Source organism: Terriglobia bacterium (assembly GCA_020073085.1).
Taxonomy (GTDB): Bacteria; Acidobacteriota; Terriglobia; order JAIQFV01; family JAIQFV01; genus JAIQFV01.
In genome coordinates this window covers 1-21,142 of sequence record JAIQFV010000043.1, presented here as the reverse complement: position 1 = coordinate 21,142, position 21,142 = coordinate 1, and the positions used below count along the sequence as shown (strand labels likewise).

Annotated in this window: 16 protein-coding genes; 9 read left to right on the top strand and 7 right to left on the bottom strand. The window is 55.6% G+C overall.

Annotated elements, in window-relative coordinates; translation table 11 throughout:
• Nucleotides 1-198: 198 nt before the first annotated feature.
• From LAO21_22010 to LAO21_21985, 6 genes are all read right to left on the bottom strand, one after another.
• The gene (locus LAO21_22010) at nt 199-2,454 is read right to left on the bottom strand and encodes a S9 family peptidase (GenBank protein ID MBZ5555393.1); all 2,256 of its coding nucleotides are present in this window, start codon (nt 2,452-2,454) and stop codon (nt 199-201) included.
• Nucleotides 2,455-2,615: 161 nt separating this feature from the next.
• The gene (locus LAO21_22005) at nt 2,616-3,638 is read right to left on the bottom strand and encodes a medium chain dehydrogenase/reductase family protein (protein MBZ5555392.1); all 1,023 of its coding nucleotides are present in this window, start codon (nt 3,636-3,638) and stop codon (nt 2,616-2,618) included.
• Between the two features lie 129 nt (nt 3,639-3,767).
• The gene (locus LAO21_22000) at nt 3,768-4,799 is read right to left on the bottom strand and encodes a DUF1028 domain-containing protein (protein MBZ5555391.1); all 1,032 of its coding nucleotides are present in this window, start codon (nt 4,797-4,799) and stop codon (nt 3,768-3,770) included.
• Between the two features lie 149 nt (nt 4,800-4,948).
• Nucleotides 4,949-6,982: a M28 family peptidase gene (locus LAO21_21995; protein ID MBZ5555390.1), complete on the bottom strand. Its 2,034-nt coding sequence runs from the start codon at nt 6,980-6,982 to the stop codon at nt 4,949-4,951.
• 462 nt (nt 6,983-7,444) lie between these two features.
• Nucleotides 7,445-7,852, bottom strand: coding sequence for a 2Fe-2S iron-sulfur cluster binding domain-containing protein (locus LAO21_21990; protein MBZ5555389.1), 408 nt, complete (start codon nt 7,850-7,852; stop codon nt 7,445-7,447).
• A gap of 246 nt (nt 7,853-8,098) precedes the next feature.
• A complete protein-coding gene (locus LAO21_21985; GenBank protein ID MBZ5555388.1) occupies nt 8,099-8,941 on the bottom strand; it encodes a Cof-type HAD-IIB family hydrolase in 843 nt (280 codons plus the stop codon).
• Nucleotides 8,942-9,182: 241 nt separating this feature from the next.
• On the opposite strand from LAO21_21985, the gene LAO21_21980 reads away from it, so the two are divergent.
• The 9 genes from LAO21_21980 to LAO21_21940 all read left to right on the top strand — a co-directional run bounded on the left by LAO21_21980 (nt 9,183) and on the right by LAO21_21940 (nt 19,416).
• A complete protein-coding gene (locus tag LAO21_21980; protein MBZ5555387.1) occupies nt 9,183-9,593 on the top strand; it encodes a hypothetical protein in 411 nt (136 codons plus the stop codon).
• A 61-nt stretch (nt 9,594-9,654) separates the two neighbouring features.
• On the top strand, nt 9,655-11,112 hold the full coding sequence (locus LAO21_21975; protein MBZ5555386.1) for an amidase: 1,458 nt from the start codon (nt 9,655-9,657) through the stop codon (nt 11,110-11,112).
• Between the two features lie 247 nt (nt 11,113-11,359).
• The gene (locus LAO21_21970) at nt 11,360-11,563 is read left to right on the top strand and encodes a cold-shock protein (GenBank protein ID MBZ5555385.1); all 204 of its coding nucleotides are present in this window, start codon (nt 11,360-11,362) and stop codon (nt 11,561-11,563) included.
• A 258-nt stretch (nt 11,564-11,821) separates the two neighbouring features.
• Entirely contained in the window at nt 11,822-12,517 is a 696-nt protein-coding gene (locus LAO21_21965; GenBank protein MBZ5555384.1) for a hypothetical protein, read from the top strand.
• A 140-nt stretch (nt 12,518-12,657) separates the two neighbouring features.
• Nucleotides 12,658-13,350 (top strand): hypothetical protein, encoded by a 693-nt coding sequence (locus LAO21_21960; GenBank protein MBZ5555383.1) that lies wholly within the window; start codon nt 12,658-12,660, stop codon nt 13,348-13,350.
• A 368-nt stretch (nt 13,351-13,718) separates the two neighbouring features.
• On the top strand, nt 13,719-15,131 hold the full coding sequence (gene hydA / locus LAO21_21955; GenBank protein ID MBZ5555382.1) for a dihydropyrimidinase: 1,413 nt from the start codon (nt 13,719-13,721) through the stop codon (nt 15,129-15,131).
• A 128-nt stretch (nt 15,132-15,259) separates the two neighbouring features.
• Entirely contained in the window at nt 15,260-16,672 is a 1,413-nt protein-coding gene (locus tag LAO21_21950; protein MBZ5555381.1) for an NCS1 family nucleobase:cation symporter-1, read from the top strand.
• A 139-nt stretch (nt 16,673-16,811) separates the two neighbouring features.
• Nucleotides 16,812-17,963: a CoA transferase gene (locus tag LAO21_21945; protein MBZ5555380.1), complete on the top strand. Its 1,152-nt coding sequence runs from the start codon at nt 16,812-16,814 to the stop codon at nt 17,961-17,963.
• Nucleotides 17,964-18,045: 82 nt separating this feature from the next.
• Nucleotides 18,046-19,416, top strand: coding sequence for a DUF1015 domain-containing protein (locus LAO21_21940; GenBank protein MBZ5555379.1), 1,371 nt, complete (start codon nt 18,046-18,048; stop codon nt 19,414-19,416).
• A gap of 324 nt (nt 19,417-19,740) precedes the next feature.
• Here LAO21_21940 and LAO21_21935 read toward each other — a convergent pair whose 3' ends face one another.
• The gene (locus tag LAO21_21935) at nt 19,741-20,307 is read right to left on the bottom strand and encodes a hypothetical protein (protein ID MBZ5555378.1); all 567 of its coding nucleotides are present in this window, start codon (nt 20,305-20,307) and stop codon (nt 19,741-19,743) included.
• Between the last annotated feature and the right edge of the window lie 835 nt (nt 20,308-21,142).

The following is a 21,142-nucleotide window of genomic DNA, read 5'->3' as shown; positions in this document are numbered from 1 at the left end:
ACTTTTCAAGAAGGTCAAACAATTGTAATCGCGAGGGTCAGGTCTCCGCATTCTTCAATTGCTGGCGGGCGAGTGCCATTGTGGAGGGTAGTCGAGGATCATTGATGCAGAGAATGCGGATTTGCTTCGTCAAATGCAGATTGCGGAGACCTGACCCTCACCATTAACCAAATGCAAAATGCGAAGATGTGACCCTCTTTATTTCTTGAGTTGAATGAACGCTTCCCAATCGAACCAGACGTCTTTGCCCTTGATCCACTTCTCAAACCAGCCGAATTCGCTGACCATCTTGACCATCTGGTTGCGCATGTCGGGAATGCCGTGGGTATTCCCCGGGTAGACCATGAACTCGGTGGGTACTCCCAGCTTCTTCAAGGCCATGTGCAGCTCTTCGCTCTGGGGCCGCGGCACGCGGGGGTCGCCCTCGACCACATGAATCAGGGTCGGCGTTTTGGCATTCTTGATGTATTTCAGGGGAGACACGTCCCAGTAATGTTCGAAACGATCGTAGGGTTTTCCCTGAAAGTAAAACTCGCGGTTTCGTTGGATATCGGTCTCGGCATACATGGATGTCCAGTTCATCGCGCCGGCGCCGGACGAGATGGCTTTGAAGCGATTTGTATGGGTGAGGATCCAGTTTGACCAATGCCCACCGGCACTCCAACCCATCACGCCCATTCTGGCTTCGTCGACCATCCCCAGCTTGATCAGGTTGTCCACGCCGGTCATGATGTCATCAAACGCCTGCCGGAAATAATCCCCGGAAATCTCCATCTTGAACTTTTCTCCGTAGTTGGTGGAACCCCGGTAGTTCGGCATCAGGCAAAAGTAGCCATTGGCGGCGTAGATGTGAGAATAATTCACATAGCGGCCGTTAAACCCGAGCAGGTCAGCACCCGCAGGCCCCCCGTGAATTTGGACAATGAGAGGATATCGCTTACCTTTCTCATATCCCACGGGTTTCACAAGGACTCCTTCAATCAGGGTCCCATCCGAACTCTTCCAGCGAATCGCCTCCGTCTCACCCAGCAGAAGATCCGCGACCTGGGGGTTGGAATCCGTTAATCGTTTCCAGGTGCCGCGGTCTGAAACGGTCGTCAGAGACGTGGAGTAGATATTTCCCGGCGTGGTGGGGTCGGAATAGCTGACCAGTAGAGTGCCGGAGTCTTCGTCCTCCGTCACATTAAGCGCACCCTTCACCTGGGTGACCTGAGTCACCTTGCCGTTGTCTACCGAAACCGAGAAAAACTGATTTGTGGCGCCCATCCCTTCATTGAAATAGATCGTCTTGTCGTCTCTTGCCCAGAACCCCAGGTTGACATCGGCATCAAACCCATCCCCCAGCTTTTTCCAGGTGCCTGCGGCCACGGGACGCACGTAGACCCTGCCATTGTGGAAGTATTTGAAATCGTCGGCGGCAGAAAAGGCGATCAATTGACTGTCTGGAGAAAAGCTCAGCGGGCTTTCGCCGATGTCTTTGTTTTCGGTCAGTCGTTCTATTTTTCCTGTGGCGGCATTCAGCAGGAACAGATCCGCATAGTCACGGGCTTCAGTGCCCTTCTCATAGCGGTTCATCGATCCGCCGTGAAACCCAATCCACTGGGAATCCTTGGACTGGGTAAATCCGGTCACCGTGTACTCCGTCCCGGAGGTCAACCGTTTTCCCTGCCTGGAATCCATATCCAACGCCCAGAGATGATTGGCGGGCGTCTGTGGGTCGCGAATCTTCACTGTAAACTTCTTCTCCTTCCGCTCCTTGTCGTCCTTATCAACCGTATCCGGAGAGAGGAAGTAGATCCTTCTGCTGTCCGGCGAAAACTGCCAGGAGCTGATGGGATTGGAGTGCTTGGTCAGCGGCTTGGCCTTCCCCGGGCCGATGTCGGCGGTTGAGAAAATCCAGACCTGCTGCTCGTCGGCCTTGCCGGCGGAAAAAGCAAGCCATTTTCCGTCTTTGCTGAAACCAAATGCTCCTACCCCATCCTTGGCATCCGTGATTTTTTCGGCCTCCCCGCCGTCAGGACGCATCCGGTAGAGTTGATTTCTCCCGCCTGGCGCGCCCTCACCGGCCCCCCCGCCGGGTGCGGCCGCCGCTGCTGGACTCGCATCGCGATCCGAGGCAAATACGAAAAACTTCCCGTCGCGCGACCATCGCGGGTTGGTTTCGTTCTTGTCGCGGGTGAAGGTCATCTCCTTATTGACCGCGCCATCGGTGGATGCCAGCCAAATATCCGTTTGACTCTTCCCGGCCTTCCAGTCCGGCGTGGACATTGTGTAGAGCACCCATTTGGCGTCGGGGCTGACGGCAGGGTTGCTTACACTTCGCATCTCGATGATGTCCATAAAGGTCATGGGGCGCTTGGCGGGCTGCGCCACAGCCAGGAGGCTCATCGAGACAAACACAAACAATGATAGACAGCGCAAAAGGATTCTTGTGCGAACAGGTTTGGGGTTCATTGAAATTCATTCTCCTGAAAGGCGTTCGGTGGGAATGGATGACAGTCGAGGTGCGACGAGAGAAATGACGGTCCTTTTGAGAGCGGCGTTACGCCTGGCATGGAACGCCCTCGCAGGCGTTTGCAGATACGAGCATGGCCCGCGGGAGTTGTCTTTTGTCCTCAGTCCACAAGCAAGATGACCTTGCCCAGATTCTTCCGGTCCTGGATGAAATGGTGGGCCGCGTCGGCCTCGTCCAGAAGGAACGTGCTGCCGACATAGGGAGATATCCTTCCTTGATCGTACAGGTCGAGCAAGGTCCTCATTTCCTCCGCCAATACTCCGGCCGCTTTCCACAACCGTCCCAGATGGACCCCAAAGACGGCGCGGTTGTGAAGCATCAGATCGAGTGGCGAAAACCGCGGTGTCTTAAGAAATTGAGCCCCTGCTTTGAACAGATTCCTCCCTTTGCCGGAGACGCTGCTGGAAAAACCAAAAACCATGAGTCGTCCCAGCGGGGCAAGAAGTCGATACCCCTTCCGCAAAGACTCCCCGCCCATCGGATCGAGAACGATCTCGACCCCTTCGCCTTGAGTGATTCGCTGAACTTCCTGCTCGTAATCCTGGGTGTGATAGTCGATGTGGTGGTGGAGTCCCCGCGACAGAAGAAAGTCCTTTTTAAAGGCGGAAGCCGTGCCAAAGGTTTCTGCCTCCGCCACCTTGCACAACTCGAGCGCCGCCAATCCGACGCCTCCGGCGGCCTGATGAATGAGGACCCGCTCGCCTCTCCGGACATGCCCGAGATAATAAAGCATATGATAGGCGGTCAGGTAGTTGACCGGCAGCGCCGCCCCCTGCTCGAACGACATGGTTGCAGGCATGGGAACCGCGCGATCCGCAGCAACGCACACGGATTCCGTATATCCCCCGAATTCCGTCATGGCAATCACACGGTCCCCGACACTCCGATTCTTGACCTCACTTCCGATCTCATCGATGGTCCCGCTCACTTCGTAACCCGGGACAAACGGGAGTGGGGGCGCCCCCGCGTACAGGCCGAGTCGCATCATGATGTCGGCAAAATTCACCCCGGCAGCCCTCACATGAACCCGAACTTCATGAGGCTTCGGCCGAGGTTCCGGGACCTCCTGGGACTTCAATACCTCAGGAGGACCTCGTTTGGTGATGAAGACCGATCGCGGCATGTTCTTTTCAGCAACCCTTCGCTTTGAAGGATGAATGCACTGTTTTGGACCAAGACCCCGGGCCGCAAGAAGCCTGAAAGGGACCTATTTCGACTTTGACGTCTTTGTCACCCGGCATGAAACCATGGCTTATTTTCGGGCGCTCAGAATTTTCTCTATCACCTTGGGATCCTCCGGCAGCATCTTCGAATGGGGCAGCCTGGGAACAAGCTCGGCCCATTTCGCTCCCTGCACCGGATCCGCGAAGACCTTCCTGAATAACGGAAGCGCCTCATCCACCCGTTTGGCATTGACCAACGTGATGGCGTGCCAAAAGACCATTTCAATGTTGTCGGGAACCATCTGCTCTGCGGTTCCGTACTCGCGGATGGCGCCCTCCACGTCCGCCTTGGCAAACAGGTTGTCCCCCTCGTCCATGTGATGATAGGCGCGATTCAATCTCACCAACCGCTTCAATTCATTGATGGGATCAGTGCTGTCATCGACCCGCAAATCCACAAGGCGATCGACCCACGGCCGGCCCGTCGACTTCCCGGCGACCACCAGGATGGCGGCCGACTGTTTTCCGCGGATATCCCCGCCTTCCGCCTGGGCGGCTTCCAGCGCGGCAAGCAACCGGTCTGTCAAATCTCCTTTGGAATCCTCAAACGCCCGGGCCATTGCCCCCCAGACGGTATTTTTCTCCATGAGATTGGCCTCGGTGGTAAAGCCCTTTCCCACCACGTCACCGGCCATTTGGATGCAGTGCTCTCCGGTGTGTGCGGCGCTTCGTCCTTGTGCGTCCACCATCGCCACTTGACGCACGTCAGCGTTCGAATCCGCCGCCAGCAGCGCCTTCAGGGCCTCCGGGGCGGACTTTCCGGCGCGCATCAAGTCCAATCCCAGGGGGCCGTAACCGGGTTCAACAATCGACTGTGTTGCAACGGCGCCCACGCCGGCCTCGGCCCATGGCACCACACTGCCAACCGAGAACCAATGCGACTGCACCGCCACTCCCAGTTCACCCGTGGCCGGATCCCGAGCCACGATCGAGAAGGTGTGAACCGGACGAAGGGCTTTGTTCTCCCCCACTCCCGTTTGGCCGAAACTCAGGCCGCAAGAGACGCATACGAACAACAATCCGAGCTTCAAGACGTGCCTCACTTGAAGAATTTTCGACATCGATCCCTCCTTGAAGATGTCCGTTGTCGATCTGAGTCTATTGGCCCAAAGGAGCCACGGCAGTTCCTCCGGCCCGAATCCAGGGCTTCTGTTGTGATCCGTCATTTTTCGAGGCTTCGCACCGGGTTTCCCCTTCAGGCACTCCCGAATTATTGCCCCTCGAGGAGCCGGGTAGCAGCATCGATTTGCGATACCACCTCGAGCAGGGCAGCCCGCGCTCTTTCCATTTGGGGTTTGACGTCGGCCCAGTTCTTCTGTTCAATCGCCTCCCTCACCCCGGGGATGGTTTTCACCCCGTAACCGGTATAAAGGCCCGGCGCATAGATCTCATGCTTAAACCAGGGGCGGCCGGGAAGGCCCTCTTGATTGATCATGTGACGCTCAATCATAAAAAGCGTTTCATTGAGAGAATTCTCCTGGGAGGCACTGATCTTCCAGTTCTGGGAGGAGGATTGCTTTTTGAAAGCAGCTTGATAGCGTTCGGCCGCCTGTTTTACGTTGGTGGCCGCATCCTTGAACGTTGAGAAATCGATCGTCTCCGGGGGCTTCGCTTCCTGGCTGAGCTTCTCCAGTTCTGTGACATACTTCGCGACCGTATCGGCAAAATCCTCAAACTCAAACGGGAGCACTGTTGCGTCCGCCACCCGCATCACGGATGAGCCTGACGTCTGTGCCAGCGCACGGCCATATTCAAACGTGGTGTCTGAGAACCGCGTAAACCACGCGAAGGAGTCATAGATGGAGTGATAGACACCCCCGTCGCCGCCGCCCCCGAACCCCAGATTCAGGGAGGCGATTCCCAGGTGATCAACAAAGACCGTGTAATCGGAACCCGAGCCGAGGGCGCCGATGCGCAAATCTGCCCGTTCCTTCAGATCCTTCTTTTCTTCGTCGGTCTTGGCCTGACCCTGCCGGCGCTCCTGAAGCGCTTGCCAGACCGACTTGCCGGTCTGCGGGTCCCGGATGTCGCGCATCACTTCGTTCATAAACCTTTCCAACGTGTGAGAACCTGAGGCGCCCAGCCAGCCCTTGCCATTGCTGTCCGTGTTGAGGTAGATCACCGCCTTCTTGCTCAATTCCTCGGCATGCGCTTCAGCCCATTCCGTGGAGCCTAACAGACCGGGTTCTTCGCCGTCCCATGCCGCGAACACGATCGTTCGTTTCGGCCGCCACCCCTGCTGCGACAATATGCCCAAGGCACGGGCTTCTTCCAGTTCCGCAACCATGCCGCTCAGCGGATCAGAGGCCCCATTCACCCAGGCGTCATGATGATTGCCGCGGACAATCCATTGATCGGGAAAAGTGTTCCCTTCAATTCGTCCGATCACATCGTAGATGGGTTCAATATTCCAATTGAATGCCGCTTTCAGATGCACCACGGCAGGACCCGCTCCGATGTGGTAAGTGGTGGGAAGCGAACCGCGCCAACCTTCCGGGGCAACGGGACCGCGCAGATTCTTTAGGATAGGCAATGCATCCCCGTAGGAGATCGGGAGCACGGGAATTTTCATCAGCGTCTTCGCCTCAACCAGAGACAGCCGCTTGGCGCCTTTGACACTGGCCCAGCCGGGAGTCTCCGGATCCCCCGGATAGATCGGCATGTCCGCTACACTGCCGCGCTGAACCCCCTGCCAGGGCCGGTACGCGCCCTCCGGGTAGATGTCTCCCTTGAAATAGCCGTCCTCATGGGGGTCCGAATAAATCAAACACCCGACGGCCCCATGTTCGTAGGCGACCTTGGGCTTGATCCCGCGCCAACTCTCGCCATAGCGCGCCAGGACAATCTTGCCTTTCACGTCAATGCCCAGTTGGGCGAGTTCCTCATAATCCTTTGGAGTCCCAAAGTTCACGTAGACGACCTGGGCCGTCACATCCCCATCGGCAGAATAGGCGTTATATGTGGGCAACTGTCCTGTATCCGTGGAGTTTGAGTCTTCCATGACCGCAGGCTCCTTCAACTGCGCCTTGTATTTCTCAGGCTCGATTAACTCCACCAACCGTTCCTTGGGTGTGGGAAAAAGCACATAGAACTGCTCGATCTCGGCCTTCAATCCGTACTCCCGAAATTTTCGAAGAATGAACTCGGCGTTTTCCTTGTCTTTTGCCGATCCCACATGATGAGGGGCTGAGGAAAGCAAGCGCATGTTCTCGCGGAGGTTCTTGGGGTCAGGAATCGCTCGCATCTTCTCCTCCCAATCCCGCTCAAGTTTGCTCTCCGGGGCGGAATAACCCCGCAGAGGTTCAGGACCTGGAACCTCGTCTTTTTGTGCCCACGCAAGAACGGCTCCGCCCATCCCCATCAAGAGACACATGGATTCAACCAACCAAGCCTTCCGTAAGCCGTGAAAATACATTTATCTTTTGTCTCCTTCTCAAAGAGTGGTCAAATCTGTGAAGAATTCGTTAACACGGGTGACGGTGTGGCCGGATCCGTCCGCCCCGGCGGTAGAGGTCGGAAGAGAACATCGAATGATCCAGCCGGCACGGGCATTCAATGACGAACGATGTTCTGGGATCCAAATGAATTCTGGGTTTGGCCCAGCTCGTGCGGATCGGGATTAATGAAACGGGTCCAGGCATCTTCTGGCAACAAAAGCTTTCAGGTGTTCTCAGCGCCAATGGCTTTTCAAAGCACTAAAACTTTGCTAGTGCTCTTCCTTGGCCGCATTCCGATTCCATTCGGGAATTTCCACAATAATGTCCCGAGTTCCATTGGGAACGGTTTGGCATCCCAGGCGGGAATCCAGTTCCAGGCCGGGAGCTTCTTGAATCATGTCATCCTCGTCGTCCGAGGATTGATTGCAGGTCTCTAACCCCTGACGCACATAAACATGACACGTGGAACAAGCACACACACCCCCGCAGGCATGATCCAGGTCGATTCCATTGGCCAGGGCGATCGACAAGACAGACCCGGGCAACCCATCCACATGGTCCGGCAACCGCTCGGGATCCACCTCGACCGTCTTATTCATGGGCAGGAAGGTGATCTTGTACTTGGTTTTCGGCGGTGGCACTTCGACTGCGGCTAAATACGGATTCTTTCCACCCATGTTGTGCTGTGATCTCCCTGATTGGAATTAAACACGATTATAACACACCGCAGATGCCGATCCTTCGGGAAGCAAATTCCAAATTCCAATATCCAAAGTCCAAATAATACTCAAATTCCAAAATCCAAACAAAGGCAGAGCCCCTCTTTAGTGAATAGTGGGGGTCAAGGTCCTTGTTTGGAATTTGGGCTTTGGATTTTATTTGGACTTTGGATATTGGAATTTGGAATTTACCGCAGTCGCCTCTCACTTGAGCACGAACCTCTCAATCGCCTGCGCTACTCCATTCTCATCGTTGGTCGCGGTAACGTAACGGCTGGTCGTTTTCAACTCCTCTACGCTCTGACCCATCACGACGGCGATTTTGGACAGTTCCAGCATGTCATGGTCGTTGTGGTTATCGCCTATGGCCATCAGGTTTTCAGGGATCCAGCCATGCCGGGCCAGCAGGAATTGGAGCGCGGCCGCCTTGCTGCAAGTAGGGGAAAGGATATCGATGATGGAAACATCGTTGCGAAGATATTCCGTCCGAGCCATCTTCACGACACCGGCTTCGACCAGGGGCGTTACCGCCTGGATCACTCCGTTCATCACCTCCAATGCCCCTCCGAACATGAGCTGAATCGGGTCGACGGTAAGGAACTCCTCCAGCGAATCGACATACCGTACGTCTTCCTTGCTCTTGTCCAAGTACCATCGCAGCGGGAGATTGTTGGGATCGATCCCTTCACAAACGAGTTGGCCGTACTCGGATTCTTCCGCATGCGCGACACAGGAGGAGCGAAAAGCCCGCGTGGCGTAGAGCGCCTGCCGCGCAGCCGGAAGGGGCAGAGGATCCTTGTAAGAAAGATGGTGGCTCCGGGAGGTCTTGATGACCGCACCATTGTTGGCAATCACGGTGAGATCGTGTTCAAACAGGGTTGCGATTCGTTCGGCCATTGAAAAGCGACGCCCGGTCACCAGCGAAACTTCAATCCCGGCGTCCACCGCCGCGTCCACAGCATGTTTGTTCTCCTCGCTCAGTCTTCCCTTTGAATCGAGCAGCGTGCCATCGATGTCAATCGCGATCAGGTGAACCCCGTCATTCATGAATTCAAGTTTATCACAGGAGAGTTCCCCGCCTTCTCCAGGCGCAGAGTAACTTGTGATATACTGCCGCTTCCCTGGAGAACAAAACAGAGCCCATTCAGATCAAGTCAGGTGTTGAAGAGGCTCAGGTCTGGCTAGCTGTCAGGCAGGACGGACGCTCTGTATCACGCAGTAGAACAAGCAAGGAGCAATCCCACTCTGAACCCGCGCTCGGCGCCTGCTTTTTGAAAAGGAGTATTTCATGAGCTCTTCCAAGGTCACCCCCTCTCTGGCAAACCCCAAAGGACGGACCATTTCACAATCACGGCGGCGGATGGTCAAAGCACTTGTCCTGGCTCCCCTCCTCCCCGCGGTCCTTTCGAGCGTCGATCTGTCACCTGCCCAGACTCAAAGTAAACCGGAAGCAAAACCTGCCGCGCCGGCCCAAACAGGGTCACAGGAAATGAAACCCTCGCCCGAGGCCGAAGCTTTGGCCGAGGTTGTCAAGCAGCGCTACGGGAAGTTTCTAACGGACGAACAGATGGTCGAGGTGAAACTGGGGTTGGAGCGCGGTGTGCGGGGCCGCCAACGAATCCGTGCTTTCAAACTGACCAACGCCGACGAACCCGTCACGATGTTTCATGCCTTGGACCTCCCTCGGGTGAAATCGTGAGGCCTGATCAACCCATCGGTGTGAATCCTAACTGACAACATTCCGATCCTTGAGAGGCGACATGCTTTCAGAAGACATCCTTTATTCTCCAGTGGCCAGCCTGGCGCTGAAAATTCGAAGCCAAAAGATTTCCCCCGTAGAACTGACGGAGTCGTACCTTACTCGACTGGAGGCGATTGGCCCGAAGTTGGGGGCACTGGTGACCTTGATGCGCCAGCAAGCCCTTGAACAAGCGCGGGCGGCCGAGAAAGAAATCAAATCGGGCAAGTATCGCGGACCCTTGCACGGCATCCCTTTTGGCGTGAAGGACCTTTTGGCAACTAAAGGGATTCCTACGACGTGGGGCGCGGCGCCCTACAAGAACCAGGTTTTTGACTATGACGCCACGGTGGTTGAGAGACTGCGCAACGCCGGCGCGGTTCTGATCGCGAAGCTGGCGATGGTGGAGTTGGCAGGGGGAATGGGATATAACAACCCCGATGCGTCTTTCACGGGTCCCGGCCGGACCCCCTGGAACACGAATTTTTGGAGCGGCGGTTCTTCCAGCGGACCCGGAGCGGCCACGGCAGCCGGTCTTGTGGCTTTTTCCATCGGCTCCGAAACTTCGGGATCCATTCTCACCCCCTCCGCGTGCTGCGGCCTTTCAGGATTGCGTCCCACTTATGGACTCGTCAGCCGTCACGGCGCAATGGCCCTGTGCTGGAGTCTTGACAAGCTCGGGCCCATGTGCCGAACGGCCGATGATTGCGGGCTGGTCCTGGCCGCCATTGCCGGCCAGGATCCCAAGGACCCGACGTCTGTTGCAAAGAAGTTCGAATATCCGTTGAACGCGGGGGGCGCGACTGCCGGGACCCGGCGGGCGGGTGTCACTGCTTCAGCAGCCCCTGGCAAACGACAATTTAAGATCGGTGTCATCAAAGATGCCACCAAAGACATCCAACCGGAGGTCAAGGCCAACTTTGACCAGACGGTCGAGGTGCTCCGGCAATTCTGTGATGTGACGCCCGACGTGGCCTTTCCCGACCTCCCCTGGGGCAATGTCGTGGGAACGATTGTGAATGCCGAGGGAGCGTCCGCCTTTTATGATCTGATCGAAAGTGGAAAACTTGCTGAACTTCAAACACCGCGGGACCGCATTGGGGGATACACGGCCTCCGTGGTATCCGCCGTCGATTATCTGCAGGCCATGCGCATCCGCGGCCCGATGCAGACGGCCTACCATGAGTTCATGAGCAGGTTCGATGCCGTCGTTGCCCCGACGCGCAGCGCCGTGGCCCCGCCCATTGGAGTGGATTTCGACAAAGCTTATCCGGAGGTCAAAGGGGGGACTCCCTTGATTCCAGCTGGAAATGCCGTCGGGGCTCCGGCCTTGTGTCTTCCCAACGGTTTTGGGCAAAATGGCCTTCCGACTTCAATTCAATTCCTGGGGTCCCCCTTCAGCGAGAAAACGCTGCTTGAGATTGGCATTGCCTATCAAAGCCGGACGCCATGGCATGAGAAGCACCCCTCGATTTCGTGATTCCTGTGCCATATGTAGTGCGGCGAGGCTCGGCGCCCTACCATATCTCTCGCCAAATTTTTTCCTTGCGTTCCTTTCAAATCTCGTGTAGTCTCTCGCCAGTCTTGGTCAAGTTTTTGTTGTCGTAGCAGTACGTTGGCTCCAAATCCATGATCGGATTTTGGAGCTATTTGTTTTTGCGGTGGACACGAAGACGAGACAAGGTAAATTAAAACAAGCAACATCAACCTAAGGAGCATTAACAGAAATGAAAGAACAAGGTACAGTGAAATGGTTTAACGACGCAAAGGGTTTTGGGTTTATCCAGCGCCAATCGGGCGAAGATGTCTTCGTGCACTTCTCCGCAATCCAAGGCGAAGGATTCAAGTCTTTGACCGAAGGCCAGGCCGTGGAGTTCGAAGTGACCAAGGGCCAAAAAGGTCTTCAGGCGGAAAACGTCACCAAACTCTAATTTTCCACAGCGAAATCCATTTTGGAAAGGCCTCGTCGCACACGCGACGGGGCCTTTTGTTTTTGGGGCGTGCATAAAGGGAACAATCACCACATAGAATTTAGAGTGCTCCATTGACTGGAGCAATACGCTGGAGATATAAGAGCAGGCATCATTGAATATTCAACAAGAAGATGGGGCAGCTCTCAAAAATCAACAGTCCAACTCGTTAGATTTTGAAACTTGGCCCCATGCAATTACCAATAACGGCGGAAACAAATGAAGATCTTTCTCACACTGGGATTGATTTCACTACTGCTCTGCGTCGAAGGTCTGGGCCAGGCACCGCGTGGCGATCAAAGCGCCGCAACCCTAGCGACACCTCCCCTCGACGGAAGGGTAGCGGAATTCGAGTTTAAGGACTCAACCCTCATAGATGGAATAGCCGAGTTGAGTTCGAAGCCAATCGGGGGCTTGCACCTGGGAATTGAGCAGATCCTGCGCGAAAAAATGTCAGATCCCGAGGACCAGAGTGTCCAGTTCTCACTGCATCTTGAGAATAAAACTGTACGAGAGGCACTTGACACGCTTTGTGGGCTCGACACCCGATACACATGGTCGACAGACGGACCCTCGATAAACATCTACCCACGAGCAACTATCGGCGATTATTCGTATTTATTGAATCTCCAACTTGAACGAATAACACTCACGGACATCCCTGACCCTGACAAAGTGTTCGCACCTTTGTACATACTGCTCCCGAAAGAACAGCTTGGATATTTTCAGTTGGGAGGAGACATAGGCTACGCTAAGCCTTGGTCGGTCACTTTTGAGCATCTCACGGTGCGGCAGCTGATCAATAGGGTCGCCGAACACTTGGGTCCACGCAGCTCTTGGATCTTCCACGGCTCGAAGGATGAGAGATTGTTTACTTTTCAAAAGGGGGCTTTTCATACGCATCGCAAGAGCTGAGCAATAGTGGGCAAGTTGCCTCAATTGGTTATCATTCATCTCATGAATTTGGGGCACACTGATCTCAGAGCGAGCGTTACGGCGCCACAATCTGAACAGTACGGGTCAAGCCCTGATACGGCAACGGGGGTTTCATAAAGATGCGGCGTAGTTTACATCTTATTGTTGCGTTGCTCTTTGTGATCAATTGCTCTGCGGCTAATCCGCAGAGCGATTTGCTCAGTCAACCGATGGCCCATGCTTCGCTGCGGGGTAACTTGGCGAACGTATTGGCTCAGGTGGCGCATTCCGGCCGAATACCGATGGTTGCTGAGCTGGCTCAGCCACTCCCGGACATCAAGGTTCCTGGAGGCAGTGATGCGGGTCGCCATTTGCTTGACCTAATAGCCCACCAAGCTCCGGGGTACACCTGGGAACTGAACGGTTCCGTGGTTCATTTTTATAACCGGCGGTCGATTCAAGCGAAGTTTAATTTTCTGAATTTCCAGTTTCGTCAGTTTTCCATGCCAAGAAACATGGCCGAATTTGAGTATAAGTTTCCCAACCAAATAATATGGTTAATGAATGGATATGATGGATTGGGTGGAGCGTTTGAAGGCTTCTACAATAAAGAACTCGAGAAAAACAGACTTCAACCAGGGGGTCTGATCAAGATTACTGGCCGGAAAATACTTTTCCGTGCAGCAACTGAGAGCCCCACTTTCTTTACAGTCATCGTTTTCCCCAGCGCCGCACCCAAAACAGCGAAGGAGGTGGAGCAAACTACTTTGAATTGGTCTTGGTGGAGTTTCAATGAAGAACTCCGACCCTTGTATATACAACCCCCTCACTGAGAGCGCCATTAAGAGGATCAACAAAAAACCAGTATGGGGTCACCCGAATGGCGCACACGGGCCGCGAACAGGGCCCCTTAGCACTCTGGTTCATTGATACGCCAACGTATTCAGGGCCCATTTTGAGTGCGGGAGCTTGCTGCCGCTTTCACAGAGCGAAGCTTGCTTCGCGCACATTCCCTCGGCGCAACAAGGCACGCGGAATCAAAGCGCAAGCAAGCTTGCGCACTCCAAATGCGTCACCATATTTTGGAATGAAGCACTTAGCCCCCTTTTTCTCCAAGAAATCCCTCTGCAACTGGTGTTACTATAGGAGCGCTGAATCAACTTATGAAAATCCATCCGGGCACAGCCCAGGAGCCCCTTCCATGAAGACTCTTATTCGCAATGGTAACGTCGTTACCGCAGTCGATAATTTCAGCGCTGATCTTCTCATCGAAGGTTCGAAAATCGCGGCCCTCGGCGCGAACCTTCCTGCCCAGAACATCGACAAGATCATCGACGCCCAGGGCATGCTGGTGATTCCGGGGGGCATTGATGCCCACACCCATCTGGATATGCCATTCGGCGGCACGACGTCCGCCGACGATTTCGAGAGCGGCACGCGCGCGGCCGCCTTCGGAGGAACGACCACGATCGTGGATTTTGCCATCCAGGGGCGGGGCGGAAGAATCCAGGATGCCCTGGAGACGTGGTGGAAGAAGGCCCGCGGCCGCGCGGTGATCGATTACGGATTGCACATGATTGTGACGGATCTCAGCGAAGGCTCCACGGATGCCGACAAGGGCCTCGACTCGATGAATTCCGTCGTCCGCGAAGGCGTTACCAGCTTCAAGCTCTTCATGGCGTATCCCGGCGTCCTGATGGTGGATGACGGGACGATCTTCAAGGCCTTGTCACAGACGGCCAAGAATGGCGCCCTCGTTTGTATGCATGCCGAGAATGGCAGCGCCATCGACGTCATTGTGCGCCGCGCGATTGCGGAAGGAAAAACCGCTCCGATTTATCACGCCTTGACGCGCCCCACCACCGCGGAAGGCGAAGCCGTGCACCGCGCCATTGCGCTGGCCGAAATCGCTCAGGCCCCCGTCTACATTGTCCATCTTTCCTGCAACGAGGCCCTCCAAAAGGTCGCCGAAGCACGGGACCGCGGGGTGATGGCCTATGCCGAAACGTGTCCTCAATATCTGCTGCTCTCGCTCGAAGACATGGAAAAAATGCCGGATTTCGAAGGGGCGAAGGTGGTGTTCACGCCGCCTCTGCGGGAAAAATGGAACCAGGGAAAGCTCTGGGAAGGTCTGAGATCGAACAGCCTCCAAGTCGTTTCGACCGACCATTGTCCTTTCTGCTTCAAGGAACAAAAGGAGCTCGGCCGTGGCGATTTCACCAAGATCCCCAACGGCGGGCCGGGCATCGAGAATCGCCTGCAACTGCTCTACGAACACGGCGTCAACCAGAAACGGATCTCCGTCAACCGATGGGTGGAAATCACCTCTACCGCGCCTGCCAAAATGTTCGGACTCTACCCTCGCAAAGGCACCCTCGCCGTGGGCAGTGACGCCGACTTGGTGATCTGGGACCCCGCCGCCGAGCATGTGCTTTCAGCAAAGACGCACCATATGCGCGTGGATTATTCGATGTTTGAAGGATGGACGATCCGGGGCAATGCCAGGACAGTCCTTTCCCGGGGAGAGGTCATTGTCGACCAGGGGCAGTTCCTCGGCAAGGCCGGCCGCGGCGAGTTCCTCAAGCGCGCCACTTACGCCGGGGCTTGGAAGTAAGATACCCTTCCGTTGTCTTTAGAACTTCGTGAACCTAACCGCTTAATTTGCTCGGCGAACTCTGCGTCTTTGCGGTGAATTGATTCTCACATTAAAGATCAAGACGCACATCCCGACCTGGAACCCTGATGCGGCCAGTCCGAGACATCATCGACAACATCGATTTGGGACCCTTGCGGGGCAGTCCGCTTTTCAATGAAGACCTCGCTCCGGTCTCGCGGGAGCGCCGAACATGGGGGATGTACAACTACGCCGCCCTCTGGATCGGGATGAGCGTGTGCATCACCACCTACCTGCTGGCCGCGGGGTTGATTGCAAAAGGCATGAACTGGTGGGAAGCGATCGGGACCATCTTCCTGGGAAATCTTATCGTTCTCATCCCGATGGTCTTGAACGCCCACGCCGGCACGCGGTATGGAATCCCCTTCCCCGTTTTTGCGCGCGCCTCGTTCGGGGTGCTGGGGGCCAACATTCCCGCCATGTTTCGCGCCTTCGTCGCCTGCGGGTGGTTCGGCATCCAGACCTGGATCGGAGGCTCCGCGATCAATGCCATGCTGGCCATTCTTGTGCCGGGCTGGGTTCATTTCTCTGCCGGCATTTGGATCGCGTTCTTCGCATTCTGGCTGGTCAACGTCCTCATCATCATACGAGGAATCGAGACGATTCGTGGGCTGGAGAGTTGGACGGCCCCGTTCATGATCGCCATCGGACTCGCGTTGTTGGTCTGGGCTTGGCAGAGGGCTGGAGGGTTTGGTCCTATGCTGAAGCAGCCCGGGCGATTGAAAACCTGGGGGGATTTCTGGAAGGTCTTTGTGCCCAGCCTGACGGCCATGGTCGGATACTGGGCGACGCTTTCTCTGAACATCCCGGACTTCACGCGCTTCGCCAAGTCGCAGCGTGACCAGGTGGTCGGCCAGGCGCTGGGATTGCCCCCCACCATGACGCTTTACTCCTTCATTGGCGTCGCCGTGACCTCGGCCACTGTGGTTATTTTTGGGCAGGCCATCTGGGACCCCGTGGTGCTCCTGTCAAAATTCAACCAGCCCCTCATCGCTTTCATCGCTCTTTTTGCCTTAGGAACGGCCACCCTGAACACCAATATCGCCGCCAATGTCGTTTCCCCGGCCAATGATTTCTCAAATCTCTGGCCCGGCAAGATTACCTTCCTCCGTGGGGGGATCATCACGGCCATCATCGGCGTTTTGATCCGGCCGTGGCGACTTATGGAAAACGCCGATAAATATATCGGATGGCTGGTGGGTTATTCCGGGCTGCTGGGACCCGTCGCGGGGATCATGATCGCGGATTACTATTTGATCCGGAAGAAAATGATCGCGACTGAAGACCTCTACTTGCGCGGGAGGTTTTATGAATTTTATCGAGGGTTCAACATCCGCGCGGTCATTGCATTGGTTCTCGGCATCGGGATCGCCCTGATCGGCGTGGTGGTACCGTCGCTTCACTGGCTCTACGATTACGCCTGGTTTGGCGGCTTCTTTACCTCGGGGATTGTCTATCTTGTTCTGATGAAGCAAGCATAGACCGGATCTCGACGCACTTTTGCCGTGCAGCAAGGGAGAGGCCGGGTTCAACAGGCGGAGATCTTACAAGACCATTCCATCTTTCTCTCGCCATCCACTGTATCTTCGTGTAGATTTTCTCCGCACTTTTCGATCGCAGATGAAAGGCGGGTACCGCATGCTGCCCCTCGAAGACCTTCGTGTGTGTGATCTCTCGCGCATCCTCTCGGGCCCCTATTGCACCATGACGTTGGGCGATATGGGGGCTGAGGTCATCAAGGTGGAGCCGCCCGCGGGGGATGACACGCGAGGTTGGGGCCCCCCTTTCATTCAGGGTGAAAGCGCCTACTTCCTGAGTCTGAACCGGAACAAGAAATCCATTGTGCTGGACTTGAAAACGGAGGCCGGCAAGGATGCGCTGTGGAAGCTCATCCGAAAATCCGATGTGTTGGTTGAAAACTTCAGGGCAGGGGCGCTCGCCAGGCTCGGCTTTGGTTTTGATCAGGTCTCGAAAAGAAATCCCCGACTGATCTATTGCTCCATCACGGGTTACGGGCATACCGGTCCCCGGGCCTCAGCTCCGGGGTTCGATGTGGTCATTCAAGGCGAGAGTGGAGCCATGGATGTGACGGGCTTCCCGGACGGTCCTCCTGTCAAGTTTGGTCTCTCCATTGCCGACATCGTTGCCGGCATGAACGCCGTCCAGGCGATTCTCCTGGCGCTTCGGGTCAGGGAAAGGACCGGTCATGGACAGCACATCGACATTGCGCTGCTCGATTCGCTGGTCGGTTGTCTGACTTACCAGGCGCAGAATCATTTTGCCGGAGGCACCCCCAAACGACTCGGGAACCGCCATCCCTCGATTGCCCCGTACGAGATGTTTGAAACCGCGGACGGGTTCATGAATGTGGGAGTCGGGAATGAGGGCCTTTGGAAGAAATTTTGTGCAGCCATCGGGCTTCCGGATTTGTGCAAAGATCCTCGCTTCGTCTCCAACTCGGACAGGCTAAGGAATTACGATTCCTTGCGCGCGCTCCTGGCCGGGAAGCTGAAAACAAAATCCCGCGCCGAATGGCGGAGGATACTGGAAGAGGCGGGAGTTCCCTCGGGCTATATCAACACGGTGGGAGAAGTCTTTGAGGATCCCCAAATTCAAGCCCGCGGCATGATCGCGCAAGTCAATCACCCGACAATTGGATCTTTGAGGCTCGTCGGCATTCCCATCAAGCTGTCGGAAAGCCCCGGAGCGATTCGCTTGCCTCCTCCGCGGCTGGGAGAACATACGGAGGAAATCCTCTCCTCGCTCGCTTAGTTCGACACCGTTTGCCTCGGCAAATCATTCCAACGCAAAGGGCGCAAAGAACCCTTATCTCAGAATTCGATCAGGATGAACAGTGGCCAGAATCTTTCCATTTAAAGCCTTCCAGTACGATTCGGCCCGGGTCGGTGGTCTCGAGAAGGTCGTCACGCAACCTTACGATAAGATCTCCGATGAGATGCGGGAGCGCTATTATGCCTCCAGTCCTTTTAACCTGGCGCGCATCATTCGGGGCAGGCCGCTTCCCGGCGACACCGGGGCTGAAAACGTTTACACCCGCGCCCAGCAGTCGCTCCGGGAGTGGATCAAATCCGGTATTCTCCACCAAATTGATCAGCCGGCCCTGTTCGTCTACTTTCAGGACTATGAGCTCCCTTCCAATCCGGGCAGACGACTGACCCGGAAAGGCTTCATTGGCCTCGGGAAGCTGGAAGACTACTCCTCCGGAGTTGTTTTTCCTCACGAGCAGACTCTCAGTGGACCCAAGGAAGATCGCCTGAACTTGCTGCGGCGGACCCGAACGCATTTTGGCCAGCTTTTTATGCTCTACACGGACCCGCATCGGGCTGTTGATGCGATTTTGGAGGAAACAGCTGCAACCGCACCGGACATTCGTGTGACCGATGAATACGGGGTCATTCACTCGGTTTGGAAAGTCACGGAACCCGCTTGGATCTCCAGGATCCAGCGGGAGCTGGAAGACAAGCGCCTGATCATCGCCGATGGCCATCATCGGTATGAAACGGCCTTGAATTTTCGAAATGAGTGTCGCGCCCTCCAACCCGGCACGGCAGGGACTACAACCGCCGGCGACCTCCCCCCTTACGAAAAGGTGATGATGACCTTCGTCAACATGGACAGCGAAGGCCTGACCATCTTGCCCGCCCATCGATTGGTCTCAAACCTTCCCTACTTCGAGATGAAGGATTTCCTCACCCGAGTGCAGTGGTTCTTTGATCTCGCGGGCTTCAAATTTTTCACGCCCGAGGAACGGGAGCGAAAACTGGAACAATTTCGGCGGGAGCTGCATGAAGTGGGCCAGGTCATCCCGGCGATCGGGCTCCGCGCAACCGGTACTTCAAACTTCTATTTGATGAAGTTGAAAGGGACTCTGAATCTTCAACAGCTTTTGCCCGATGTCCCCGAGCGCCAACATCAGCTGGATGTGGTCATCTTGCACAAGATCATCCTGGAGCGATGTCTGGGAATCTCCGACGAGGATATCCGGTCCGAGCGGTACGTCCGTTACCTTCGCGACTTTGAGGAGGGATTGCAGGCCGTCGAAAGAAAAGAATCTCAGCTCGCCTTTTTTCTCAACCCTACACGGATTGCACAGGTGCGCGACCTGGCTTTTGCCGGAGAACGATTGCCTCAGAAATCGACGGACTTTTATCCCAAATTGCTCTCCGGGCTAACAATGTATCAGCTCGATGCGAACGGCACCTGATTTCATGCCCCGCAGAGAAAAAGAGGGCAGACACGTCAATTTCGCAACTCCGTAAGGCAAAGGCTCAACGTAATATTCAACGGCAGGGGTTTCTTGAGAGTCGACATCTCCCTTTCGTGACTGAGATCAGACCGACTTCCCAGTTCAAGGGCGGAACGGTGTTCTTAAATTCGCGGGGGGATCAAGGTGACGTTTGAGAAAATTCTACTCATCATCGGTTTTGCGGTGATCGCGAACACCCTGGGAGGGCTGGGGTACTTTTGCCGCGAAAATCTGTCGAAGTCCCGGCGCCATCCCCCCCTAGTCCCCGAGCTATTTCTTGCTTTATTCTCCCTGAAGGACCTGATAGGCCGCGATCACGCTGCTCGTGTAGGTCTTCGTCAAAGCAACCCATGATTCGTAACTGAAATAAGTCAACAGGAACCCGACCACCACAATGACGAGGGAGGCGAGGAGCAGGTGAGGGAGGGGGTGCGTGCCCCTTTGACGGACCCATAAAAAAAGAAGTGCGGCAAAGGTCATCATGGCGAAATTCAGGATGGCGGCGCGGGCAATCCGCAAACGGCTGCGGGTGTATTCCAGCTGCTCATAGGTGTCCTTTGATTTGTTGAGAATATAGAACCGCATTGTGAGAAATGGAGGAAGATGCTCCAAGGGGTGCACCTTTCTCAGGCGGTGGTCCTTGGAGATGCAGGCCAAATCACATAGCCGGTCGATCACAATCCCCAACACGTATGTTACTCCCAGGGCAGGGACGGCAAGATTCAATGTCAGCAGCTTCTCCCAGGCCGGATTCTGATACCCGGCAAAGGTCAGAACCAGCAAACCGATCCAGAGAATCGAGTGAAGCCCGATGACGACAAGTTCAACAAAGAGGGTCGTGGTAGTCATATCCGGTTTTCATCCGTTCAGCGGGATTCCGAACTTGAAGGCTGTGACCAGCCTCGGAAGAAGATTCGATTCCCATTAATCGATGCTTTTCGATCAAGGCATCTGTCGCTTTAAGCCCGGAGGGTCCACCTAGGCGGACAGCCCCACCTGTCGAAGATCCCCCGTGGCGGGAAGCTCCGCGTTCCTTGCGTAGCAAGGGTGGGTCAGAATCAGAAGAGAGTCCGATTAAGCCTGGAGGGCTGCCAGAATGTAGCCCCACCTGAAGCTCCGTCCCGCGCTCTTTGCGGGACGGAGCGAGGGTGGGGTACGGTTTCCCCCTCATGGCCATCCGAGCCCCGCTTGCGGGGTGAAAGAATCTGGCGAATAAACCTTCGGACAGCCATACAATAACTCCCTGCCATATTCCTCTCTGCAATGCTTCCTCTCCGCCCTCCTGTCACCCTACTCGTTTCCCGAATTAGTAGAGTCCAACTCCACCGCTTGGTTCTCGACGTATGGCAGAGACACCATGGGTTTTCATGGCAGGAGGAACAACATCGGAAAATCTCTTTTCAAGAAGCGTTACTGAGTGATCTCAAGGTGCAAGAGATCGAACTTGACCAACGCTACACTTGAACCTGAGGGCATTGTTTCGCCCCGCAAGCGGGGCTCTCCCATTTTCTCTCATCGCTGCCCCACCCTCGCTCCGCAAAGAACGCGGAGCTTCAGATGGGGCTTCCATGAGAAGGCATTCAATGTCAAGGCCAACGTGGTGGCCTGGCGCCGATTGCTAAGGCGGCCGGCTGGGGACGCTCCGCATCCGAATCTCCTTTCGTGTTCCTTTTCTCGTCGTGGG